At 55.1% G+C, this 23,862-nt stretch carries 19 protein-coding genes; 10 read left to right on the top strand and 9 right to left on the bottom strand.

Going from position 1 to position 23,862, the window contains the following annotated elements; genetic code table 11:
• Positions 1-70 precede the first annotated feature (70 nt).
• From AMR42_RS05425 to AMR42_RS05415, 3 genes are all read left to right on the top strand, one after another.
• Complete coding sequence (locus AMR42_RS05425) at positions 71-3,307, top strand: valine--tRNA ligase (RefSeq protein WP_099532443.1); 3,237 nt, start codon at positions 71-73, stop codon at positions 3,305-3,307.
• A gap of 78 nt (positions 3,308-3,385) precedes the next feature.
• Positions 3,386-3,841 (top strand): hypothetical protein, encoded by a 456-nt coding sequence (locus AMR42_RS05420; RefSeq protein WP_099532442.1) that lies wholly within the window; start codon positions 3,386-3,388, stop codon positions 3,839-3,841.
• A 15-nt stretch (positions 3,842-3,856) separates the two neighbouring features.
• Positions 3,857-4,165, top strand: a complete 309-nt coding sequence (locus AMR42_RS05415) for a DUF3593 domain-containing protein (RefSeq protein WP_099532441.1) — start codon at positions 3,857-3,859, stop codon at positions 4,163-4,165.
• 80 nt (positions 4,166-4,245) lie between these two features.
• Here AMR42_RS05415 and AMR42_RS05410 read toward each other — a convergent pair whose 3' ends face one another.
• Positions 4,246-5,127: a DUF1838 domain-containing protein gene (locus AMR42_RS05410; RefSeq protein ID WP_099532440.1), complete on the bottom strand. Its 882-nt coding sequence runs from the start codon at positions 5,125-5,127 to the stop codon at positions 4,246-4,248.
• A 269-nt stretch (positions 5,128-5,396) separates the two neighbouring features.
• On the opposite strand from AMR42_RS05410, the gene AMR42_RS05405 reads away from it, so the two are divergent.
• Together AMR42_RS05405 and nadA are read left to right on the top strand one after the other, a co-directional pair.
• Positions 5,397-6,686, top strand: a complete 1,290-nt coding sequence (locus AMR42_RS05405; protein WP_099532439.1) for a glucose-1-phosphate adenylyltransferase — start codon at positions 5,397-5,399, stop codon at positions 6,684-6,686.
• Positions 6,687-7,097: 411 nt separating this feature from the next.
• Entirely contained in the window at positions 7,098-8,054 is a 957-nt protein-coding gene (gene nadA, locus AMR42_RS05400; protein ID WP_099532482.1) for a quinolinate synthase NadA, read from the top strand.
• Between the two features lie 141 nt (positions 8,055-8,195).
• Here the strand turns inward: nadA and AMR42_RS21055 are convergent, their stop codons facing one another.
• Together AMR42_RS21055 and AMR42_RS05390 are read right to left on the bottom strand one after the other, a co-directional pair.
• Positions 8,196-9,251 (bottom strand): septal ring lytic transglycosylase RlpA family protein, encoded by a 1,056-nt coding sequence (locus AMR42_RS21055; protein WP_099532438.1) that lies wholly within the window; start codon positions 9,249-9,251, stop codon positions 8,196-8,198.
• 317 nt (positions 9,252-9,568) lie between these two features.
• On the bottom strand, positions 9,569-9,961 hold the full coding sequence (locus tag AMR42_RS05390; RefSeq protein ID WP_099532437.1) for a hypothetical protein: 393 nt from the start codon (positions 9,959-9,961) through the stop codon (positions 9,569-9,571).
• Between the two features lie 365 nt (positions 9,962-10,326).
• Between AMR42_RS05390 and purM the strand changes: the two genes are divergently transcribed.
• From purM to AMR42_RS05375, 3 genes are all read left to right on the top strand, one after another.
• Positions 10,327-11,355, top strand: coding sequence for a phosphoribosylformylglycinamidine cyclo-ligase (purM, locus tag AMR42_RS05385; protein WP_099532436.1), 1,029 nt, complete (start codon positions 10,327-10,329; stop codon positions 11,353-11,355).
• A gap of 107 nt (positions 11,356-11,462) precedes the next feature.
• Positions 11,463-12,329, top strand: coding sequence for a prolipoprotein diacylglyceryl transferase (lgt, locus tag AMR42_RS05380; protein WP_099532481.1), 867 nt, complete (start codon positions 11,463-11,465; stop codon positions 12,327-12,329).
• Between the two features lie 211 nt (positions 12,330-12,540).
• On the top strand, positions 12,541-13,905 hold the full coding sequence (locus tag AMR42_RS05375; protein WP_234406658.1) for an esterase-like activity of phytase family protein: 1,365 nt from the start codon (positions 12,541-12,543) through the stop codon (positions 13,903-13,905).
• A 53-nt stretch (positions 13,906-13,958) separates the two neighbouring features.
• On the opposite strand, the gene AMR42_RS05370 is transcribed toward AMR42_RS05375, so the two are convergent.
• From AMR42_RS05370 to AMR42_RS05350, 5 genes are all read right to left on the bottom strand, one after another.
• Positions 13,959-15,038 carry a hypothetical protein gene (locus AMR42_RS05370; protein ID WP_143472948.1) on the bottom strand — a complete coding sequence of 360 codons (1,080 nt, stop codon included), beginning with the start codon at positions 15,036-15,038 and terminating at the stop codon, positions 13,959-13,961.
• Between the two features lie 11 nt (positions 15,039-15,049).
• The gene (locus AMR42_RS05365) at positions 15,050-18,616 is read right to left on the bottom strand and encodes a DNA polymerase III subunit alpha (protein WP_099532434.1); all 3,567 of its coding nucleotides are present in this window, start codon (positions 18,614-18,616) and stop codon (positions 15,050-15,052) included.
• Between the two features lie 86 nt (positions 18,617-18,702).
• Positions 18,703-19,776 (bottom strand): chemotaxis-specific protein-glutamate methyltransferase CheB, encoded by a 1,074-nt coding sequence (gene cheB / locus AMR42_RS05360; RefSeq protein ID WP_099532433.1) that lies wholly within the window; start codon positions 19,774-19,776, stop codon positions 18,703-18,705.
• Positions 19,777-20,002: 226 nt separating this feature from the next.
• The gene (gene holA, locus AMR42_RS05355) at positions 20,003-20,986 is read right to left on the bottom strand and encodes a DNA polymerase III subunit delta (protein WP_099532432.1); all 984 of its coding nucleotides are present in this window, start codon (positions 20,984-20,986) and stop codon (positions 20,003-20,005) included.
• 58 nt (positions 20,987-21,044) lie between these two features.
• Positions 21,045-22,040: an aspartate carbamoyltransferase catalytic subunit gene (locus AMR42_RS05350; protein ID WP_099532479.1), complete on the bottom strand. Its 996-nt coding sequence runs from the start codon at positions 22,038-22,040 to the stop codon at positions 21,045-21,047.
• Positions 22,041-22,144: 104 nt separating this feature from the next.
• Between AMR42_RS05350 and AMR42_RS05345 the strand changes: the two genes are divergently transcribed.
• Both AMR42_RS05345 and AMR42_RS05340 read left to right on the top strand, forming a co-directional pair.
• Positions 22,145-22,327 (top strand): hypothetical protein, encoded by a 183-nt coding sequence (locus AMR42_RS05345; RefSeq protein ID WP_099532431.1) that lies wholly within the window; start codon positions 22,145-22,147, stop codon positions 22,325-22,327.
• A gap of 193 nt (positions 22,328-22,520) precedes the next feature.
• Positions 22,521-23,057, top strand: coding sequence for a hypothetical protein (locus AMR42_RS05340; RefSeq protein ID WP_099532430.1), 537 nt, complete (start codon positions 22,521-22,523; stop codon positions 23,055-23,057).
• Between the two features lie 84 nt (positions 23,058-23,141).
• On the opposite strand, the gene AMR42_RS05335 is transcribed toward AMR42_RS05340, so the two are convergent.
• A partial coding sequence (locus AMR42_RS05335) for a lipoyl synthase (protein ID WP_099532429.1) occupies positions 23,142-23,862 on the bottom strand: 721 nt, incomplete at its 5' end.

Genomic DNA, 23,862 nt, shown 5'->3' with positions numbered 1-23,862 from the left:
ACAGGGGTGCGCAACCGGGTAAGATAACAGCCTGAATCATTGACCTTCATTTGCCCCAGCCCTCGTCGCCATGACTGCCCCGGTAGACGCGCTTCCCACCCAATACGATCCCAAAGCTGCCGAAGCCAAATGGCAGAGCACCTGGGAGGACTCCGCTGCCTTTGCGGCCGATGTCGATGCCGCTGGCGAGCCGTTTTGTGTGGTGATTCCGCCGCCGAACGTCACCGGCAGTCTGCACATGGGCCATGCCTTTGAGCATTCTTTGATTGATGCCTTTGTGCGCTACCACCGGATGACCGGGCGCAACACCCTGTGGCTGCCGGGGACGGATCACGCCAGCATCGCCGTGCAATCGATCCTGGATAAGCAACTGAAGGACGAGGGAACCGATCGCTTTGCCCTGGGCCGGGAAGCCTTCCTCGATCGGGCCTGGACTTGGAAAGAAGAATCCGGCGGCACGATCGTCGGGCAAATGCGCCGCCTGGGCCTGTCCGTCGATTGGGATCGCGAGCGGTTCACCATGGATGAAGGACTTTCCAATGCCGTGTTGGAAGCCTTTGTGCGGCTCTACGAAGATGGGCTGATCTATCGCGGCAAATACATGGTCAACTGGTGCCCCGCCTCCCAGTCGGCCGTGTCCGATTTGGAAGTGGACAACAAAGAGGTGGATGGCAGCCTCTGGCATTTCCGCTACCCGCTGACCGATGGTTCCGGCGAAGTGGTCGTCGCCACGACCCGCCCGGAAACCATGCTGGGCGATACGGCCGTGGCCGTGAACCCCAAGGACGATCGCTACAAGGCCCTGATTGGCCAAACCGTCACCCTGCCCCTGGTGGGCCGGGAAATCCCGATCATCGGCGATGAGTTCGTTGATCCCACCTTTGGCACGGGCTGTGTGAAAGTCACGCCGGCCCACGATCCGAACGATTTCGAGATGGGCAAGCGCCACAACCTGCCCCAAATCGAAATCCTGAACAAAGACGGCACGGTCAACGAAAACGGCGGCGAATTCTGCGGTCAAGATCGCTTTGTGGCCCGCAAGAACCTTGTGGCCAAGATGGAGGAGCTGGGCTACCTGGAAAAGGTGGAAGCCTATCGCCACTCCGTGCCCTACAGCGAGCGCGGCAAAGTGCCCGTGGAGCCGCTGTTGTCGTCCCAGTGGTTCTTGCAGGTGCGCCCCTTGGCGGAAAAAGCCCTGGCGGATCTGGAAAACAACCGGGAGCCGCTGTTTGTGCCCGATCGCTGGACGAAGGTCTATCGCGATTGGCTGCTGAACCTGCGCGATTGGTGCATTTCCCGCCAGCTCTGGTGGGGCCACCAAATCCCCGCTTGGTTCGTGATCAGCGAAACCAACGGCCAAGTGACGGAGCACACGCCCTTCATCGTGGCCCGCACGGAAGCCGATGCCCTCAAGCAAGCCCAGGCCCGCTACGGCGAAGGTGCAGTGCTGGAGCGGGATGAGGACGTACTGGATACCTGGTTCTCCTCCGGTTTGTGGCCCTTTTCGACGTTGGGTTGGCCCAATGAATCCGCGGCCGATTTCCAAACCTATTACCCGAACACGATGCTGGTGACGGGTTTTGACATCATCTTTTTCTGGGTGGCCCGGATGACGATGATGGCGGGCTATTTCACTGGTCAAATGCCCTTCAAAACGGTCTACGTTCACGGGTTGGTGCGGGATGAAAATAACCAAAAAATGTCGAAATCCAAAGGGAACGGCATTGATCCCTTGCTGTTGATCGACAAATACGGCACGGATGCGGTGCGCTATACCCTGGTGCGGGAAGTGGCCGGCGCGGGTCAAGATATCCGCCTGGACTACAACCGCAAAACCGATGAATCGGTGTCCGTGGAAGCGTCGCGCAACTTTGCCAACAAGCTGTGGAATGCGTCGCGGTTTGTGTTGATGAATTTGGCGGGGGAAACGCCGGCCAGCTTGGGTGCGCCGGAGGCCGATCGCCTAGAGTTGGCCGATCGCTGGATCCTGTCGCGGTTTAACCAAACGGTGCGCCAAACCCGCCACGACATCGATCACTATGGCTTGGGCGAGGCGGCCAAGGGTCTCTACGAGTTCATCTGGGGCGACTTCTGCGACTGGTATATCGAGCTGGTGAAACCCCGGTTGAATGGCGATGATCCGGCAGCTCGGCGGACGGTGCAGCAGGTGTTGGCGCTGGTGTTGGATGGGACGCTGAAGCTGTTGCATCCCTTCATGCCCCACATCACGGAAGAGGTGTGGCACGCCCTGACGGGGGCGGCGGCGACGGACTTTTTGGCCCTGCAAGCCTACCCGGTGGCGATCGAACAGGCGATCGATCGGGAGCTAGAAGCCCAGTTCGAGGCGATCATCAACGCGATCCGCACGATCCGGAACCTGCGGGCCGAGGCAGATATCAAGCCCGGTCAGAAAGTGCCGATCGTCCTACAACCGGAGACCGATCGGGAGCGGACGGCCTTTGAAATTGGTCGCGCCTACATTTGCAACCTGGCCAAGGTGTCTGACCTGACGATCCAGGGCGGTGCAACCTCGGTGGCTCCAACGGCAGACCCAGAACCGACCCTGATGGATGCGGACACGGCAGCCCTGCTAGAGGCGATCGCCACTGACGAAATGAATCTGGATGCGGACGAACTGGCTTGGGAGCAAAGCGAAAAACGGCGGGTGGCCCTGCTGACCCTGGCCATGATCGGGACAGCGGTCTTTGCGCTCTATTTGGCGCACAGCACCCTGGACGCGATCGACGAAATCCCGTTGCTGCCCTCGATCTTCCAGTTGATTGGTTTCTTCTGGACGGTCTACCACCTGCCCAAGACCCTGCTGTTTGCGCGCGATCGAGCGGCCTTTGCCAACGGCGTTCGGCAAACCAAACTGACCTACATCGGCGAGGGCAATCCCTTCGCGGTGCGGGCCTATCCTGGGGAAACCCCGGCCGCCGCTCCGACCAAGCCGCAGCCGCTCCAGTTGCCGGCCGCCCAAGCGCCGGAAGTGACCTTGCCGATCGACCTGGGCCAGGCGGAACCGGAAGCTGTCCCGATCGAGCGGGCCATGGCCGGCGTGGTGGGTACGACCCAAGTGTTGCTGCCCCTGGTGGATGGTGTGGTGGACTTGGCTGCCCTACGCGCTAAGTTGACCAAGGCCCTGACCAAGGCCGAAGGGGAAATCAAGGGGCTGTCGGGTCGCCTCAGCAATCCGGGCTTTGTGGACAAGGCTCCCCCGGAAGTGGTGGCCAGCGCCCGGGCCGCCTTGGCAGAAGCGGAAACCCAAGCCCAATTGCTGCGCGATCGCCTGGCCCAGTTGCAATAAATTGCCCCGAAAATCCTGAATTCCAGCAATTTCCTGAGTTCAAGAAACAAATCAGCGTATGGCTTCACCGGAGGGGACATGGTGCTTTATTTAGCCCAAGTGCAACAACAGGAAACGGATCACTCCCTAGCCCTGATGCCGCTGGCGGTGCAGTCCGTCGATCGGGGATGGCAAATTACCCGAGAGCGCCAACGCCAGACCCTGCCCTTGCCGGAACAGGCCCAATGTCATCCCCAGCAGTTGGTGCTGATTGAGGTGGACAACGCCCAATTGGTGACCGACTGCCAGGATGCAACCGATTGGATTTTGGAGCTGATTAAAACCTACTTGAGCTTGGGAGTCACGCCCGAGGAGTTGGCCCACGAAGCCAACCGCCTAGAGCAGTGGAAACAGTCTCTGACCCTGCAAAATCAAGAGCTATCGCGGCGATCGCTGGAGTTGGAAATTCGCCGCGATCAGCTACAGGCCCTGGAAGCGGCCCTCAAAACATCTTCCCCGGAAGATGAGGAAGCCGCCGAAGCCACTGAGGATTAGTGGGGGAAATCAGTAATGTCTTTTTTATCCAAAGAAACCCTGTTTGGTTTATCTCTGTTTCCCTATTTGGGGTTTCTGTGGTTTTTGACGCGATCGGGTCAAGCGCCCAAGCTGGGTCTGATTGGGTTTTACCTGACCCTTTTATTCGTGGCGATTACCATTCCCGTCGGTATCTACGCCCAGGTGCATTACAACCAAAGTCTTGCCGATGTGGACTGGCTCCATGGCAGCGCGGAGGTTTTCTTGACCTTGGCGAATTTGACCTTGGTGCTTGGGTTTCAACGGGCCATCAGCCAACTGAAAGCCACCAAAAAGGCCCCATAGGCCCGCTAGCCCGCTGAGTTGGGGCCCCAAACTGGGGTTGCCCAGGATTGATGCGGTGGGGATGGCTCAGCGGGCGGCGGCTAAACCGCTAGTTCTGGCAGCGGGAACATTTCACCCCGCAGATAAGCTTCAAAGTGCTCTTTGAAGTAGCGCCAAGAGGTCATGTTTTTCTGGGTGCTGTGGTGATCAGGCGCGTGGCGATACTTCGGGAGACGATCGCGGATTTCCGTTTGCAGCAGGGGCGGCAAGGCCTCGAAGCCCGCCACCCGCTGACCACAGGCGCTGTAGACCAACTGCCCGGAGCGATCGCCCATTTTCATCCAAGGCAACCAAGGGCCAATCCGATGCCAGGCAACGGTCATGGTTTCAACGGCGGCCAACTCCGGATTGGTTAGCTCCGAAAGCGGAACGGTCAGCTTGAAAAACTCAGCGGCGCTGTAGTGGGGGCTGGGGCTGTAGTCCTGAAAGCGCGGGTCATTGCCCAAGGGGTTGGGATAGGCCGGAAACACGTCACAGGTAAAAATCACCGCATCGCCCGCCAGGGTCGCTCCGAACGTGCCCGTGAGGCGACTTTGCACCGGGTCATTGGCCACATGCACCACCGGCACGGTTTCCCCCGTCCAGGGATTATCCCAACTGTGGAGCACGGCCCCCGTATCGGGATCCAAATAGTAGGTCAGTTCCCGGGACACCAAGCTCCAACTACCATCTCCGTTGTTCACACCCCGGGCCACGTTCATGCCCACGATGTCAAACAGGTGGCATTGGGTTTGGTCAGGCAGCATGGCGTAGATGGAGCCAGTCCATTCCACATACACGTCCCGATCGTCCGTGGCGGCTCGGGCCTTGAGGAAAGTAGCCGCATCAAATTCCGATCGCCCGGAGCCAGGCGCGATCGGGTGAGGGCGGGCCGGTGCTGGGGAACTGCGCAAGGAACTAGGGTTGCCGGTCTGGATACTCATGGTTCAGCCTCCACCTCGGGGGATTGGCCCAAGAGAACTGTGGCGTGGTTGACACGCTTGTCACAATTTCAATATATCGCAACAAATTTTAACAGTAACCCTCGCTACGGTTTTTCTGGACTTCAGAATCTGCTTGGGATCGCGAATTCCCGTTCGATCGGCCCGGGAGCGATCGGGCTGAAATGGCTTTACTGTCAACCCCTTGTCAATTGCCACCGAGCAACGGACACTGGACGTGGAAGTGGATTGGCAGCGCTAGAGGTCGTCTTGTGAAAAGAGTTTTAGGCATCATCCTAGGCGGCGGAGCAGGAACCCGCCTGTATCCGCTGACCAAATTACGGGCAAAACCGGCAGTCCCCCTGGCGGGCAAATATCGGTTGATCGATATTCCGGTTAGTAACTGCATCAATTCCGAAATTCTTAAAATCTACGTCCTCACCCAGTTCAACTCTGCCTCGTTGAACCGTCACTTGTCCCGGGCCTATGCCATGTCCGGGTTCACCGATGGTTTCGTGGAGGTTTTGGCGGCCCAACAAACCCCCGATAGTCCCAATTGGTTCCAAGGCACTGCCGACGCGGTGCGGAAATATCTGTGGATTTTTGCCGACTGGGACGTGGATGAATACGTCATCTTGTCCGGCGATCATCTCTATCGGATGGACTATCGAAAATTTGTGGAGCATCACCGCGCCACCAATGCCGACATCACGTTATCGGTGATCCCCATTGATGAGAAGCGGGCCTCGGATTTTGGCCTGATGAAAATTGACGGCAACGGCCGGGTAACAAGCTTTAGCGAAAAACCGAAGGGGGATGCCCTCAAGACCATGGCGGTGGACACCACCGTTTTGGGTTTGCCGGCTGACCGGGCCCAGGAGATGCCTTATATCGCCTCCATGGGTATTTACGTCTTTAAGAAAGAAGTTTTGATTGACCTGTTGAATGAGTCCGTAGATCGCACGGATTTTGGGAAAGAAATCATTCCGCAGGCGGCTCCCAATTACAACGTTCAAGCCTATTTATTTGACGGTTATTGGGAAGATATTGGAACGATCGAAGCCTTCTTTGATGCAAATTTAGCGCTGACCAAGCAACCGCAGCCACCCTTTAGTTTTTACGATGAACATGCGCCGATCTATACCCGATCGCGCCATTTGCCCCCCACGAAAATTTTGAACGCCCAGGTTACCGATTCGATCGTGAGTGAGGGTTGCATCCTCAAAAACTGCACGATCGAGCATTCCGTGTTGGGGGTGCGCTCTCGGGTTGAATCTGGCTCTGTGATTGACAACGCCCTGTTGATGGGAGCGGATTACTATCAACCCTTCCCCGAGCGGATGGACTGCCTTGAGCGGGGCTACGTGCCGATCGGGATTGGGCCAGATTCCACAATTCGCCGCGCCATTATTGACAAGAACGCCCGCATTGGCCAAAAGGTGGCGATCGTCAACAAGGACAATGTGCAAGAGGCCAACCGCGAGGAGTTGGGCTTTGTCATTCGCAGCGGCATCGTGGTGGTTCTCAAGAACGCCACCATTCCTGACGGTATGGTCATTTAAGCCATGAGCATTTGACCCGGCAATCCGGTTGACCGGAAACCGGGTTATTAAAACGGCTGAATTGAAGTGCTCAGGTCGATCGGGCAGTGCTCGATCGAGTATTGGTCGGTCAAATATTGGTCGATCGGGCAGTGCTCGATTCAATCGATCGATCCAATCAACTGAATTGACCGGATCTATCGGATCTATCCGATCGGGAGTGGGCATTCGCTGGCTCCCGATTTTGTTTTGCTGGCGGTGGGATGGTTGCCTGCTCGATTGTGGAGCGATCAGGCCAACAGCGGATCAAGTCCCGAGTGCCATTCGATCAAAGCGGACTCGAATCGCGATCGCCCGGCAACGGGGCTGGGTGTATATTTTGGTGAAAAGTACTATAATTGCCATACTTCACCCGCCTATCTTCATACTGCCGTGTTTGCAGCCGCGCTCGATCGCCCCACCGCCGTTCCTCACGATCTTTTTGCTGCCATTCGCGACCTCAAGCGCGAACTCAACGCCGTCATCTTGGCCCACTATTACCAAGAATCGGAAATTCAAGACATTGCCGACTATATTGGCGATTCGTTGGGCCTCTCCCAGCAGGCAGCCCAAACCGATGCGGATGTGATCGTGTTTGCGGGAGTTCATTTCATGGCAGAAACAGCCAAAATTCTGAACCCCCACAAGCAGGTGTTGTTACCGGATTTAGAAGCGGGCTGTTCTTTGGCGGACAGTTGCCCGGCGAGTGAATTTGCCGCTTTCAAGGCTCGCCATCCCGATCATTTGGTGATTAGTTACATCAATTGCACCGCTGAAATTAAGGCCCTGAGTGACATTATTTGCACCAGTTCCAATGCGGTCAAAATTGTGCAACAAATTCCCCCAGAACAACCCATTATCTTTGCGCCCGATCGCAACTTAGGTCGCTACGTGATGCAGCAAACGGGTCGCGAGATGGTGCTTTGGGATGGTAGTTGCATTGTCCATGAAACCTTTTCGGAACAAAAATTGGTGCAACTTCAGGTTCAATATCCTGAGGCGGAAGTGATTGCCCATCCTGAATGTGAACCGCCCCTGTTGCGTCATGCCAGTTTCATTGGTTCCACCACGGCCTTGCTCAACCATGTGCAGCGGAGCGATCGGGCGGCGTTTATTGTGGCCACGGAACCTGGAATTTTGCACCAAATGCAAAAGGCAGAACCCCAAAAGCAATTCATCCCCGCGCCACCCGAGGGCAATTGTGCTTGTAATGAATGCCCACACATGCGGCTGAATACTTTAGAAAAGCTCTACTTCTGCATGAAGACGCGATCGCCTGAAATCACGATGGATGAGTCCGTGCGATCGGCAGCTCTCCAGCCCATTCAACGAATGCTGGCGATGAGTTAGTAGCTGTTGATTTCTAAACCAGTCATGCAAAAAGGGGCTAATTCTTAAAGAACTAGCCCCCCTGTTTCGGAAAACCGAAGATTAAAGTTTTGCGGGAAAGTTTTACGAGCAAGCTTTGCGGGAAAGCTTTACGGGAAAATTCTACGGGTTAGGAACCGATGCCACATCACCCGGGAGAGCTTGCAGGACTTCCAACCGGACGGAAGCCACTCCGGAACTGTACATGTCGATTTCGCGAGCAGCAGCCACCGACAGATCAACAATGCGGCCACGGGTGAAAGGCCCGCGATCGTTAATCCGCACAATCACCGATCGACCGTTGCGCAGGTTCGTGACCCGCACCAACGTGCCAAAAGGCAGGGTTCGGTGAGCAGCGGTGAGGGCGTTTTGGTTAAAACGCTCGCCGTTAGCTGTGCGGTTGCCGTGGAAACCGGGCCCATACCAGGAAGCCTGTCCCGTTTGGCTCGATCGCACCGCGTAGAGCACCCCGTTATGTCTCAGGCCATTAGCGTTGGGATTGCCCAAAGCATCATCGCCCGACTGGTTCGAGGCAGCCCGCATCCGCAACTGGCCGTTGTAAGCCAAGGGTTGAGCATTGCCCAACTGGCGGCGCAGGCGGTTGGTGACCTGCACTGCATCGGCTGAGTAGCTGGCAGTGGGTTGGGGGGCAAGGGTGGTTTGGTCGATCGCAACCAGCGGCTGGCCGCCCATCGTCACCCAATAGCGATTTTCGCGGTTGCTCCACTCGTAACGAATGGCCTGGGGATCCACACCGTTGGCGTGGCGTTGGTCAATTTCGCGAGCGGTGGCGGTGGCCCGTTCCAGGGCGTTGGTGGTGCTGGCTTCGTCGTTGGCCAGGAAAGTTACCACGGGGATGTTGCGAACATAGAGCGTCACTGCTGGCCGGTTGCCCAGTTGGTGGGCATGAACCTTGGTGATTCCGTACAGTTGCGACCCGATCGCGGTGGGCTGTGGAATCGCAGCAGCGGCGCTGATGCGCGCGCCAGTCATTTCAGCGGCTGGCTGGAGGGCCAGGGTGGGAGCGGTCAACTCCGCTGCCAAGATGACTGAGGGGGTGGGCTGAGCTTGGGCCGGAATGGGTTGAATTTCTTCCCCAAGGGCGGGAGCTTCAGCACCGAAGGCGACGGCGGCCACCGAGGCAGCCAACAACGTCAATTTTTGAATGGAATAATTCATGGCGTGGTGGGGTAAACGTCACGCGCGCCTCAAACTAGGTTCAGTGATCAGGCTCTGGCCGTCCGATGCTCACGAACATGCAATGGTCGAAGGGAAACGAAGTGGGAGCTAGTTGGAGTTAACTGACAAAAGACCACCAAGGGGCGATCGGGAAAGTTAAAGACGTTGGCGCAAAATGCACCGGAGCATCAACAGGTTTTGGAGTATCAGTTAATCGCTGGGGAACTCAGGGGGAGTTCATGGAGGTTAGTCAGGGGCGATCGAACTCGATATTGCAAAACCGGGAACCTAGGAGGTCTGTCGGTTGGTCATGCACCCTAGCAGAGCATCAACACAGCGGTTCCGAAGTAACCAAGCGTCCGTCTAAACTCCAGCGCAACATTCAGCACAGTGGAGACGGCGGCTTTGGTGAACTCGGAGGCTGGCCAATGCCGGAACCCAGTTAGCAATAGTTTCAAGGAACCAAAGCTGGGAACCAACGCTGCACAGGGCAACAACACAGTGGACAGAAAGCGATTGGCCGTGGCGATCGCAATCAATGGGTGGATAGCTGAATCGGCAAGAGTTCCAACCGCTTCGCACTCTCCGGCAGTTGCCACCAAGGGTTTTGTTAAGAACCGCAAAGTTTTGACTGCAAGATTGACGTAGGTTACCACAGTCAACCGCAGCAGACCGCCTGATCCCCAGTGGCGGCGCTCTGGGTCTGGCATCGGTGGGGATCGCTCCCTGCTCGATCGCCATGGAAAACAAAGGATTTCAGCCCCTTAGGCTCGATCGTCGTTTTAATAAAAATTTAAGATTTCCCGACCCCAAATTAGTTCCTTTGGGAGCGCCCACAGGACAGAATCGCAACTGGCTGAAGGCTGGGCTAAACGCTTGGAAGGCTGAAGGTTCATAGTGCTTGCGGCAACCTGAATGCTAAAATCCATGCCGTTCAGCGCCCCGCCCCCAACGATTTATTTCTCAAGGGTTATTTCTCAAGGGACTATTTCTTAAGGGATTACTTCTCAAGGGATTATTTCTCAAGGAAAGTCTCCCTCAGGAGCGGCGGGCGACTTCGAGAGGAACAGCAACCGTGGACTATCGGGAAGCAGGGGTCGATATTGAAGCGGGTCGCGCCTTTGTGGATCGCATTCGCGATCGCGTGCAACGCACCTTCCGTCCTGAGGTGCTTGGGGGACTGGGCGGCTTTGGCGGTTGTTTTGCGCTGCCCACGGGCTATCAGGAGCCGGTATTGGTTTCCGGAACCGATGGCGTGGGTACAAAGCTGGAAATTGCCCAAAAAACCGGTCAACACAACACCGTGGGCATTGATTTGGTGGCCATGTGCGTCAACGATGTGCTGACCTCTGGAGCCGAACCCCTCTTTTTCTTGGACTACATCGCCACGGGCAAACTGCGCCCGGAGGCTATGGCTGATGTGGTGGAAGGCATTGCGATCGGCTGTGAGCAGGCGGGTTGTGCTCTGCTGGGCGGCGAAACGGCCGAAATGCCGGGATTTTATAGCGAAGGAAAATATGATTTGGCGGGCTTTTGCGTGGGCATTGCCGAGCGCAGCCGCCTCCTGACCGGTGCTCAGGTACAGGTGGGTGATGTGGCGATCGCCCTGCCCAGCTCAGGACTGCACAGCAATGGGTTTAGCCTGGTGCGCAAGGTAGTTGAACAGGCGGGCCTAACTTGGGGCGATCGAGTGGCAGGGCTGACGGGCGATCGCACCTTAGGTGAGCTGGTACTCACGCCCACCCAAATCTATGTTCAGCCCATTTTGAACTTGCTGAAGTCTGACCTGTCGATCCATGGCATGGCGCACATTACCGGTGGCGGACTGCCGGAGAACTTGCCGCGCACCTTGGGGCCGAACCAAGCCGTAGCGGTCGATCGCAACAGTTGGCAAATTCCCCCCCTGTTCCAGTGGTTGGCCCAAACGGGCGATGTGCCAACCGCGGCCATGTTCGATACCTTTAATATGGGCGTGGGCTTCGTGGTTTTGGTGCCTGCTGCTGAAGCTGCGGCTGCCTTGACGCAGTTCAATCAATTGGGAATTGCTGCTTGGCAATTAGGCGAAGTGGTGGCAGGTCAGGGCGAAATTCTAGGGCTGTTGTAATCAGGGCTGGTTCATTAGCTTTTTGGCTATTTTTGCCGATCTTTTCGCATTCTTCCTTCTGATTGGAAGCGGCTGAAAGGCGGTTTGGAAGAAGTTTTGATCCTGTCATTGCTGTTGCGTTTGAGAGAGCTGCTGTGCTGCCACTTGCCTTGCAATTCACTTCGCCAGGGCCCGTTTTTCTGAAATTTGGCCCCCTCATCATCCGCTGGTATGGACTCTTAATTGCGATCGCCCTGATGACGGGCGTGAGCCTATCTCAATGGCTAGCAACTAAGCGTCGAATTGATCGGGATTTGGTTGCCGATGTCTCCATTTGGTTGGTGTTAGCTGCCTTGCCGGCCGCTCGGATCTATTACGTGCTGTTTAATTGGTCAGCCTACGCAGCCCATCCGGAGCGGATCATCGCCATTTGGGAAGGCGGCATTGCAATTCATGGCGCTATTTTGGGTGGCCTGGCGGCATTGTTGCTGTTTTCTCGCCTCAACAAAATTCCCTTTTGGCAGTTGGTGGATGTCATTACGCCTTCGTTGATTTTGGGCCAAGCGATCGGGCGGTGGGGCAATTTCTTTAACTCCGAAGCTTTTGGGCGGCCAACGGATTTACCTTGGAAGCTTTATATTCCGCCCGATCGTCGTCCCTTGGGCTATGAAGGATTTGAGTATTTCCATCCCACATTCCTGTACGAATCGCTCTGGAATTTGGGAGTTTTTGGGTTATTAATGACCCTCTTTTTGCGGTTACCCAATTTGCGACCCGGGACGATCGGTTGTGTTTATGCCGTGACCTATAGTTTAGGTCGAGTTTGGATTGAAGGTTTACGCACCGATAGTCTGATGTTTGGCCCCCTGCGCATGGCCCAGATGGTGAGTTTGACCGGGGTAATTTTGGGCGGTTTGGGTTTGTTTTGGCTCTATAAACTTCGTCGATCGCTGCCTGATGTGGTGAGCGTGGGTCACGAAGCTTCCAATGGTTAAGACTCCATTCTAATAATTATCAGAGGTAACCCAGAAAAACAGGAATTAGGCTGAAAAATTAGGGCAATAAAGCTCCCCAGTTAAGACCCCAAAATAGAGATCTTCAACGGCCAAAAAATCAAAACCAAGCCAACTCAACTCAAAACCAAACTAACAAAGCTACAGAATTACCAGCCAAGTAAACCCGTTTCCTTGATCGTTGGAGATCGCCATGCACAGCAGCCCACCCGATCGCAACTTCTTGGAGCCTTGGTTCCGATCCCTATCCAAAATAGCCAGGCTCGATGGCTTCGGCTGGCATTCTGGACTGCAAGCGATCGGCAAGGGACGCTTGGCCCATCGCGGTCTGGCCTTGCTCATCTGTTTTGGATTGATGGTGGGCGGCTGTGGATTGCCCCAAGTTAGTGCAGAGTCTCGGTTGCTATTGCCATTGTCCGTTGATTTTTTGGGGGCCTATTTGTTGCCCACTCAAGAAATTATGGACACACCCGTGGGAGGGCTTTCGGCCTTGGCATACGATCGCCAAACCGATCAATTTCTGGCCCTTTCTGACGATCGCTCTAACTTGGCTCCCGCAAGGTTCTATACGTTCAAAATTTCCTGGCGATCGACCGACAATCCTAATCCTTCTAGGGCCTCTATTTCTAATCAAAATTCAGTACCTTCATTGGTCAAAGCGGGGCAGACGATCGATCGCGTGACAGTTGAAAATGTCACCATTTTACGAGATGAATCGGGTGAGCCTTTTGCAGCAGGAGAAATTGATCCTGAAGGGTTAGCAATTACCCCACGAAATACGGTTTTAATTTCCAGCGAAGGCGACGTAAAACAGGGCATTCCGCCCATGATTCGCGAGTTCGATCGCAAAACGGGCATGGCCACGCGATCGCCCCTGCCCTTGCCCAGTCGCTATCTACCCGGCAACGCGGCGGACGGTTCGCCCCAAGGAATTCGCGATAATTTGGGTTTTGAGGCGCTGGGCATTGTGCCCGTGGGAGCGAATCCTTCCCCTGTGGAGCCGTTTCGGGCGTTCACAGCCACCGAAGAAAACCTGGCTCAAGATTTGGAGCCGAAACCCGAGAAAGCCGAGGGCGATCGTCCCACGATTCCGCCCCGATCGCGCATTTTACATTTCAGTTTGGGCGACGGGCCCCCATTTCCCATTTCTGAGCATTTGTACGAAATGGATCCGGCCAGCAGCACCGCCATTAGTAACGGTTTGGTGGATTTGATGCCCCTCGATCAAGGCGGCCATTTCCTCAGTTTGGAGCGCACCTTTGACCCCCTAGAAGGCTTTGGAGCCAAACTCTTTCAGGTGGAATTAGGAACCGCCACAGACACCTCCAGTTATGCCAATTTGCGGGGGGCTTTGCCCGATGTGAAACCCGCTTATAAAAAATTACTGCTGGACTTTAAAACCCTGGGCATCCCGATCGACAACTTGGAAGGATTGACCCTTGGCCCTCAATTGCCGGACGGTCGCCAAAGCATCATTTTGGTGAGTGACAATAACTTTCGAGAAGCACAAGTGACCCAGTTTATCTTGTTGGCACTGGATGGTTTTAAGGCTCAGTAAAAGGCTCAGTAAGCAGTTAGCTGAGTACTGAAGTCGTGGAGCAAGCCATCAAATCATCCATTAGGAAAATTGTTGGCTGCATAGGAAACCACTTTGGGCTGAAATTGCACTAAGTGCAGGTTATTCAGCAAGTCTTGGCTGTTGTACTGTCCCCAATGCTCAATTTCCAGAAAGTTGGCCCATGATAGCGCCGGTTTATAGACCCGAAAATAGCGCATGAGATGGAGCGAAGCAGCACTTTCCAAGGGGCCAATAAACTGATTGCTGGGTTGCCCAAAGTCCACTGTCGAAGCCCAAAGGGTCATTTGCGATCGGGTCAGAAAAAAGCAACCCGCGTGGGGATTTCCCGCTCGTTGGAATTGGATCGGTTGACCGAGAAACTGGCCAACCAAAACGCGCCGCTCAGTGAAATGGTGGGCAAATCCCGGATTTTGGCCAGTTTTGCTTTCAAAGTCTGGATCAACATAGACCTTGTGATAGTTCGCTGAATGATGGCTTTCTGGATGATTGCTGCCTAGTACATCAGGATGGGTTGAGCTGACCAAATGCGAGGTAGATGAGTCAGAGCATTCACCGACTTCACCGGTTGCCAAAGAACCGGCTGCTAAAGAATTATTGAGCCATGGATTTGACCATTCAAAACGATGGGGCTGCAAGATGGCGGCCTCACCTAGGAGTGATTGAAACCATTGTTGTTTCAGAAAAAATAGGGGATCACGAATGGTTAAATCGTCTTCCAAATAACAATAATAGTCATAATTTTCCGAGAGCCGATCGCCCAAAACTCGCTGGCAATAAAACCCTAATTCCCGATCGGGACAATCCAGGGCAATATGCTGAAAAAGATGGCGACTGACGGGTAATTGTGACAACAAATGGCGATCGCCCGTTGTGCAAAGCAGAATATTTAGTTCACAACTTGTCCATTGGTTTACCTGTTGAATTTGTAGTCCCTGTTGGGGCTGATCTTGGAAAGCGATTTGGCGAGTATTGAAAAGGCTATGCAGTGCCTGAATTCCTTGGCTGAGGGCAGCAATTCGCGGCCGGGGATCGCGCCTGGCGGAACCATATTTCCCATCAGCGTCAGGACGAAAAAAGTGCGGAATTGCCACCAAAATTCGCATTTTATACAACCCTCTCAACCCTAGGACGCACTGACCAAGGCCATCGATCGGGCAGCGAATCCCGCGTTGGAAAGCGCGTGGGTGACGGCTCCCGGATCGCGCACCCGGAATTGGGGGCCAAACCGCACTAATTCACGGCGGCCATCCTCCCCGCGCACAATCGCAATCACGGGCGTTTTGGCATCATCCCCCGCCCAATTCAGCAGCAAGGTTCGTAACTGGTGTTGTTGTTCAATGTTGCCGGCCAAATCGGCAGAAATCTCGATCGTTAACAGTTGAATTTGATCAATAGGTTCCGCATCTTCAATGATGAATTGGGGTTGATCATCACGGCGATCGACCTTGCCCCAAATCATCAACTGTCGATCGGGCTGAATCAGTGGGTGAATTCGCTCATAGGCCCGGGGAAACACAATCGCCTCCGCCTGAGCCGTCAGATCTTCAATTTGCACGATGGCCATTCGATCGCCCTTTTTGGTCACCACCGGCTTCACGGAATTCAACATCACAATGGCGCTGACCGTTGCCTTGTCATCGGGTCGCTCGCCCAGTTCTGACAGGTTCATGGGAGCCAACAATCGAGAGGGTTTTTGAATATCCTTCAAGGGATGATCGGAAATATAAAATCCGAGCAATTCCTTCTCCAAATTCAACCGTTCTTGTTTGGGATAATCTTCCATCGGTTGCGCTTTGGGAGCCAAATCCAACACATTGTCTGGCGTTTTGGCATGGCTTGCGGATTCCAGTCCCATGGACAAATCAAACAGATTGCCCTGGCCGCTGGCTCGATCCTTGGCCCGGCTATGGGCCCAGTCGATAATTAACTCCAAATCAGCCATCGATTGACGGCGATTAGCCTGCAAGCAGTCCAATGCACCGCACTGCACCAATGCTTCCAAGGCCCGCCGATTGACCGATCGCAAGTCAATTCGATCGCACAAATCAGCCAAAGATTTAAAGGAACCACCTTCCGATCGCGCCTGCAATAAACACTCGATCGCCCCCAATCCCAAGTTCCGAACTGCGCCTAAGCCAAACAGAATTTTGCCCCGTTTTCCTGACGCATCCTTGAGCGGTGTGAAGTCCACATCCGATCGATTAATATCCGGTGGCTCCACATCAATTCCCAGGCGCAAACAACTGGCAATATACATTTGCACCTTATCCCGATCGTCGCTGTTGGAAGTCAGCAACGCCGCCATATATTCAACGGGATAATTGGCTTTCAAATAAGCCGTCTGGTAGGTCACATAGCCATAGGCTGCCGAGTGGGATTTGTTAAAGCAATATTCCGCAAACTTCACCATCTGGTCAAACAAACTTTCGGCAATTTTGCTCTTGATGCCATTGCGTGCGGCCCCATCAACAAAAATGCTTTGGTGTTTTTCCATTTCCTCCTTTTTCTTTTTCCCCATGGCCCGTCGCAGCAGATCCGCTTCACCTAAGGTATAGCCCCCCAACTCTTGGGCCACCTTCATGATCTGTTCTTGGAACACCAAAACCCCGTAGGTTTCATTCAGAATGGGTTCCAACATTTCATGGTCATAGGCGATCGCCTCTCGACCGTGTTTCCGGTTAATAAACTGTGGAATCAGACCAGCATCAAGGGGGCCTGGTCGGTAGAGGGCCAAAATTGAAGAAATATCAGCCAAATTGGACGGTTTCAAATCCCGCACCACCTGGCGCATTCCGGAAGATTCCAACTGAAAGATCCCTTCCAAATCACCACTTGCCAGCAGTTTGTAAGCATTGGGATCATCTTCCGGCACACTGTCAATATCAATGGTTTTGCCACTGGTACGCTCAATGAGGTCAATGGTTTTTTGGATCATCGTTAGGTTTTTCAGACCCAAAAAGTCCATCTTCAGCAATCCAACGGCCTCAATATCTTCCATGTAATATTGAGTGATCACTGAGCCATCATTGTTCCGTTGCAGCGGCACGATTTCATCCAGGGGATCTGCGGAAATGACCACGCCGGCCGCGTGAACCCCAAAGGTTTTGTTCGTGCCTTCAATCCGCATTGCCATATCTAGCCAGCGGCGATAGGTCACCCCCGGTAGCGCGCCGGGAACCTGCTCATCTTTGTCATATTTTTCCTTAAATTCGGGAGCAGGCGTTTCACTGGAAACCATCACTTTCAACTTGGCCGGCTTGCCCCGCGAAACAGGAATCATTTTCGCCATTCGATCGGCTTCCCCGTAGGGAATATCCAACACCCGCGCCACATCCTTCAACACGGCTTTGGAGGTCATCCGGTTGAAGGTAATAATTTGCGCCACCCGATCAGTTCCGTATTTTTGGGTGACGTAATCAATTACTTGATCTCGTTTTTCAATGCAGAAATCCGTATCCACATCGGGCATGGATTTCCGTTCTGGGTTCAAGAATCGCTCAAACAGCAAGCCATGGTGTACTGGGTCAATGTTGGTAATGCCGAGGCTATAGGCAACTAGGGAACCGGCAGCGCTGCCCCGACCGGGGCCCACGGGAATATTGTGATCGCGAGCAAATTTGATGTAGTCCCAAACTACGAGGAAATAGGCCGAAAAGCCCATGCGTTGCAACATTTCCAGCTCGTAGGTTTGGCGTTCCACATATTCAGGATGTCGATCGATCAATTCCTGCCGCGAGGCCAAACCCAAGCGTTGACAAAGGCCTTGCCAAGCCACTTCTTCCACGTAGGTGTCAGCGGTGTGACCGGGAGGAACCGGAAATTCAGGAATCCGGGGTTGACCCAAGATGTTGTAATCTTCAATTTTTGCAGACACCTTGAGGGTGTTATTAATGGCCTCTTGAATTACGTCATCGGTGAGGTGATCGCGGAACAGTTGGGCCATTTCTTCGGCCGATTTCAGATATTCCGTGCCGCTGTAGCGCAGTCGTTTATCTTCTGTAATTAGTTTGCCGGTTTGGATGCAAAGCAATGCGTCGTGGGCTTCCACATCAAAACAGGAAATGAAATGGGAGTCGTTGGTAGCAATCAGTTGAATATCGAATTGGCGGGCTAACCGAACCAAGGCCACATTTACCACCCGATCTTCCTGGGAGCCGTGGTCTTGCAGTTCTAAATAAAAATCATCGGCAAAGATTTCTTTGTACCATTGGGCAACCCGTTCCGCCACGTCAAAACGCCCGGCCAAGATGGCTTGGGGAATTTCGCCCCCTAAGCAAGCACTGGTGACGATTAGGCCTTCGCGATGGGTTTCTAGTAGTTCTTTATTAATACAAGGACGGGCAAAAATGCCTTTTCCGCGCACCCCTTGCAGGTTGGAAACGGTGGTTAATTTAACGAGATTTTTATAGCCCTGTTTATTTTTCGCCAGGACAACTTGGTGATATTTCGGTAATTTTCGTTTGTCATCAAGGCTGCCATTGATGACATACATTTCGTTGCCAATGATCGGGCGAATGGGTTTGCCGCGACAAACTTTCAGCAGTTCGATCGCCCCATACATGACTCCGTGATCCGTCAGGGCGATCGCGGGCATTCCCAATTCCATGGCCCGATCGATCAAGGCGGGCAGTTGACTCGCCCCATCGAGCAGGCTGTAATCGCTGTGGATGTGGAGACCAACAAAAGACATGGCAGGAGAACCCGATCGAACCGATGGATGATGCGCTCTCCATTGTGGCCTATCGGGTTCCCGGGCGCGAGTGCCTCCAAAAGTAATCAGCCGGAACGAGCCAGGCTGCCGCTGCGTTCCACTAAATGCAGGGCGATCGAGCTGAGGGGAAGCACCTGTTTGGCCGCGCCCAGCTCGATCGCCGCTCGGGGCATTCCAAACACCACGGAACTGGCCTCATCTTGGGCGATCGTCCAGCCGCCCGCTTGGGACAGTTCCAACAGGCCCTTTGCGCCGTCGTTGCCCATGCCCGTCAGTAAAATCCCGATCGCCCGTTTGCCAAAGACCCGAGCCATGGCGCGAAAGGTGGCTGTCACCGAAGGGCAATGGCCATCCACCGGCTCCGTGCGAAAGGTGACGAACCGCCCTTGCAGATCAAACTCCAATTGATGACCTTCCGGCGGAAAGTAAATCACGCCCGGCTGCGGGGTTTGGCCCGCTTGGGCAATTTGAATCGACAGCGCGCAATTGAGGCTGAGCCAATCCAGCAATCCCCGCAAGAAACCCGTGCTGATATGTTGCACGCAAACCAGCGGCAGGGGAAAACGCGATGGTAATTGGCTCAAAATCTCCCGCAGGGCCTGGGGGCCGCCCGTGGAAGCGCCGATCGCCCCGATCGCCCGTTCGATCGCTGGCCCTTGCACCAGCACCGACGGCAGCGCGATCGTGGGTGACGGTGAGGGGGATAGCGATCGCCGCAGCTTGAAAACCTTCACCCCCGCCAGCACCCGAATCTTGGCAATTAACTGGGCCGCCACTTGAGCATATTGTTCCGGCGAACTCATCACCGGTTTGGGGAACACATCCACCGCACCCGCCTCCAGCAACTCAAACACCGTGCGCCGATCGTCTTCGCGAACGGAGTTGCTGATTACCAAAATGGGCCGGGGCGATCGTCCCATCACCTCGCGGGTCAATTCCAGCCCATTCATGCGCGGCATGTGCAAATCCGTGCAAATCACATCGGGATAGGTTGTTTCCAGCAGTTCCAACCCCTCCAGCCCCGTGCGGGCCGTGCCCACCACTTGCAGCGCACCGGTACTCTCGATCGCCCGCCGCAGGAGCCGGATGGCAATTTCGGAATCTTCAACCAACAGCACTCGGATGGGGGGTGGAGCCACTGGTATTCCCTGCCTGAAATTTTGGTGCTGCAAATCGGGAGGCAATTAATCTTTGTCTGATTTTTTGTCCTATGCCTATTGTCGCAAATTTCTGGGGGTTTGAAGCTAAAATCAGCAAGGATTTAATCAATTAGCCGATCCATTAGCCGACCATTTGCCGATTATCTTTTTGAGATTCTGATCCTGTCCGAGCCATTGCTTTTTTTGAAGACAATGATTCTGCTGCTTAGTTTTTTTGGAACAGCAAACAGAGTTCAATCGCCTTAGATTGCAGCGTTTCGATCGGGTCGCTGCCCCGCTTCAGGAGGGTTTCCTGCTCCAAGAGAAGCTGGAGGCTTTTTTGAAGTGCTTTGAGTCCCATAGGTTGCACTTCTTTCTTAATGAAAAAAAGTCGCTTGGGGTTGCCCAAATCTGCCGCCTTGGCAATCACCAAATCATCCCGCTCGCCCCGATCGAGCATCAGCTTCACCCACAGCCACAGCCGAAACTGGGTGACCAGAGAAGCATGAATTCGCAAAGGATTTTCATTCCGCGCGATCAAATCCGCAATCAGCTTCAAAGCTTGGGAAATTTGCCCCAGGGAAATGGCCTTCGCCAGCTCCAAACTGCTTTGGGTGGAAACGGAAACGAGGTGGTGAATATCTTCCTTGGCGATCGGGCGATCGCCCACAAATAATTGCAGCTTTTCCAGCTCGCTATAGAGTTGGCGCGTGTTGTTGCCCACCGCATTCACCAACAGTTCCGCCGCTTCGGGTTTAATTTTCACTTTCATCGCTTGGGCGGCCCGTTTCACCTGTTGCAACAGCTCCTCCGTTTTCCAGGGAGGAATCGGGGAAAATTCCTGAATTTCGGTGTTTTTGGCCTTCTGGAGCAATTTAGTGGACTTGAGGCGGCCATCGGGCTTTTGGCGGGAGGTGAGCAGCAAAATGGCATTGTCGGGAATTTGGGGCAGGGTGCGTTCCAGCTCTCGCAACCAATCGTCGGGACAGCGCTGGGCCAAGGCCGTTTCCGCCAGCCACACCAGCCGATCGCCCGCACCAAAGGGAGGAGTCACCGCCTGGGCCAGGGCCGCCAGCAGGCCATCCTCGTGATCGGGCGGGATTTTTTCAAAATTAAAGCTTTCCCAAGCCGCATCCACACGCGATCGCAACGGGTCGATCGCCCGCTGCATCGCAAAATCATCCTCACCCCAAAACCAATAAACCGGCATTTCGTTAAACGGTGGCGAACTCGCCCTCGGATGCTTGACTGGAGAATGGGCTAATGGGTTAGCCTTTGCCGCCCCCGATCAGGTAAAGCAACGCCATGCGCACCGCAATGCCGCTGGTCACCTGATCCGGAACCAAGCTCAGGGCCGGGTCATCCATCACATCGGAAGCCAACTCCACGCCGCGATTCGTGGGGCCCGGGTGCAACACCCGCACTTGGGGCTGACAGAGCCGCAGTCGATCGCGCGTAATGCCATAGCGTTGGTGATATTCCCGCAAGCTGGGCAGCAGGTGTTGGCTCATCCGTTCCTGTTGCAACCGCAAAGTCATCACAAAGTCCGCATCGGCCAAGGCCGGCTCCAGTTGCCAATGAATTTGGAGGGGCGATCGATCGGCCGTTGGCGGCAAAAATTGGGCAAATTCCCGAGGTAGCAAGGTTGGCGGCCCGGCCAAATGCACGGCTGCCCCGGCGGCCGTCAGGCTCCACAGATTCGATCGAGCCACCCGTGAGTGCAAAATATCGCCCACGATCGCCACCTTTTTGCCCCGCAAGTCCCCGATCGACGGTTTTTGGGGATTCAACACCTGGCAGATGGAGAACAGATCCAACAATCCCTGGGAAGGGTGTTCGTGTTGACCATCCCCCGCATTCAGCACACTCACCCCGGACTGCAGCCGATCCATCTCCGCCGCGATCGACTGGGGCACGCCGGCCTGCTTGTGCCGGATCACCATAATGTCCGTCCCCATGGCCAAATAGGTTTTGGCTGTGTCTAGGATCGTCTCTCCCTTGGTGAGCGAAGAGGATCCCGGCGCAAAATTGAGAATATCCGCTGACAGGCGCTTGGCCGCCAGCTCAAAACTGCTGCGGGTGCGGGTCGAGGGTTCAAAAAACAGGTTGGTGACCACTTGCCCCTGGAGGGTGGGCACTTTTTTGGTGCGACGGGACAACACCTCGCGAAAACTAGCGGCGGTGGTCAACACAGTGTCGTAGTCTTCGCGCGAGAACTCCGCCAACGATAAGACGTGGCGGTGCGTCCAGCTTGCAGTGGTCATGGGGCGAGGGGAAATGCGGGCCAGCAATCCATTGAAGCGCAAATGCAGCGCAAACGGGTGCGCTGGTGGAGGGGATTTGACTGGGCGATCGAATCAGGGGCCGATTGATCGTTCACACGGGAACTGGCACGGCGGTTTGTACGGTGGTTTATCTGCGCGGTGGTTTATACGGATTGGGCGATCGCGCCTTTGAAGAACCGATCAAGCACCGGCCAATCAACGACCAAGCACCCAATCAAAACAGCGACTCAGCACCCAATCAACACCCAATCAGCACTAGATTTTAAACACCCCATTCAGCCCCCGACCCAGCGCCACCCCGCCACCGACCAATCAGGGATCTGGCCCCCATTCAGACTCCATTCAGACCCAATTCAGAAAGCTTTCCAGTTCGGAGACGCTGGCTGACCCAAACCGGCAAGATTGAGTCACCTTCTTTTCAGCCCCCCTTCAGCACTACTCCTCGTTGGAATTTTCGCCATGATGCTCGATCGCCCCAAGTTTTCTCAGGCTTCGCGACCCGCAACCCCTCGCCACGCTCCTTTGGCCTTGGCGCTGCTGGCCCTGGCCGCGGTTCCGGGGTTGGCGGGCTGTAATTTGACCGGCGACCCTTCCGCCCAGGCAGCGGCAATTGATTCGGATCCGCTGCCCGACACGGTTTCGGTGGATCTGTATAAGCCGGACGGTGCTTGCAAAGGCTTGGTGGCCCAGTCGGTGAAAGTCCCGCGCGATCGGCCCTTGGAAGCGGCCGTGGGGCGGCTGTTGATTGAAGCAACCGGCGACAAACCCGATCCGGCCTTTGACCTGCGCCACTATCGCATCAGCTTGGACACGGCCAAGCGATCGGTCACCATTGACCTGCGCTTGAATCCCGATGGCCGCCGCAAGTTCCAATCCCTGTCCAGTTGCGAACAGTTAACCCTGTTTGGCAGTTTGCAAGCGACCCTCACGCGCAATCGACTTTGGCCGGTCGATCGGGTCTATTTCACCGACGGCGATCGCCCCTTGAGCCTATAAGGCAGTGACCAGGCGAGATCAACCCATGGGCAATGATTGGGGCAACGATGGGCAATCATCGGCAACTACGGGAAATCATTCAGCTCAATCCGCCTCCCCCGCATGGTAGGAACTGCGCACCAAGGGACCCGATCGCACCTGGGTAAATCCCAGCTCGCGGGCCAGCGCTCCCAGGCGGTCAAACTCTGCCGGTGTCCAATATCTCTGGACGGGTAAATGGTCTAGGGACGGGCGTAGGTATTGGCCCAAGGTCAGCCGATCGCAATTCACCGATCGCAAATCTTCCAGGGCTTGCAAAATTTCCGCTTCCGTTTCTCCATGGCCCAACATCAGCCCGGACTTGGTGGGAATGGTGGGATCCAGTTCTTTCACCCAGCGCAACACATCCAGCGATCGGTGATATTTAGCGCCGCGCCGCACGGGCCCTTGCAGCCGCTCCACCGTTTCCAGGTTGTGGTTATAGCAAGCGGGCCGCAGGGCCGCCACCGCTTCCACCCGCGATCGCTGCTTGGCCTGGGGGTCGGGCTGGCCGCCCCAAAAATCCGGGGTCAACACTTCAATTTCCGTGCCAGGGGATTGCGATCGAATGGCGGCGATCGTCTGTGCAAACACATTCACCCCCCCATCGGGCAAATCATCCCGCGCCACCGAAGTCAGCACCACATAGCGTAACCCCAACAGCGCCACCGATTCCGCCACCTTGCGGGGTTCTTTCGGGTCGATCGGCATTGGCGCATGGCCCTTGTCCACCTGGCAAAAGCCGCACGATCGGGTACAGACGGGCCCCATCAACAAAAATGTGGCG

Source organism: Limnothrix sp. PR1529, assembly GCF_002742025.1.
GTDB lineage: Bacteria > Cyanobacteriota > Cyanobacteriia > CACIAM-69d > CACIAM-69d > CACIAM-69d.
Note: the sequence above shows the minus strand (reverse complement) of the source record. Positions and strands in the feature narration are given on the sequence as shown.

Excerpts from the sequence above, each read along its gene's own strand:
- AMR42_RS21055 (WP_099532438.1), bottom strand. The coding sequence starts at position 9,251 with ATGAATTATTCCATTCAAAAATTGACGTTGTTGGCTGCCTCGGTGGCC.
- AMR42_RS05420 (WP_099532442.1), top strand. The coding sequence starts at position 3,386 with ATGGTGCTTTATTTAGCCCAAGTGCAACAACAGGAAACGGATCACTCC.
- AMR42_RS05340 (WP_099532430.1), top strand. The coding sequence starts at position 22,521 with ATGATGCTCGATCGCCCCAAGTTTTCTCAGGCTTCGCGACCCGCAACC.
- AMR42_RS05425 (WP_099532443.1), top strand. The coding sequence starts at position 71 with ATGACTGCCCCGGTAGACGCGCTTCCCACCCAATACGATCCCAAAGCT.
- holA (WP_099532432.1), bottom strand. The coding sequence starts at position 20,986 with ATGCCGGTTTATTGGTTTTGGGGTGAGGATGATTTTGCGATGCAGCGG.
- AMR42_RS05375 (WP_234406658.1), top strand. The coding sequence starts at position 12,541 with ATGCACAGCAGCCCACCCGATCGCAACTTCTTGGAGCCTTGGTTCCGA.
- AMR42_RS05415 (WP_099532441.1), top strand. The coding sequence starts at position 3,857 with ATGTCTTTTTTATCCAAAGAAACCCTGTTTGGTTTATCTCTGTTTCCC.
- AMR42_RS05365 (WP_099532434.1), bottom strand. The coding sequence starts at position 18,616 with ATGTCTTTTGTTGGTCTCCACATCCACAGCGATTACAGCCTGCTCGAT.
- AMR42_RS05410 (WP_099532440.1), bottom strand. The coding sequence starts at position 5,127 with ATGAGTATCCAGACCGGCAACCCTAGTTCCTTGCGCAGTTCCCCAGCA.
- AMR42_RS05390 (WP_099532437.1), bottom strand. The coding sequence starts at position 9,961 with ATGCCAGACCCAGAGCGCCGCCACTGGGGATCAGGCGGTCTGCTGCGG.
- AMR42_RS05350 (WP_099532479.1), bottom strand. The coding sequence starts at position 22,040 with ATGACCACTGCAAGCTGGACGCACCGCCACGTCTTATCGTTGGCGGAG.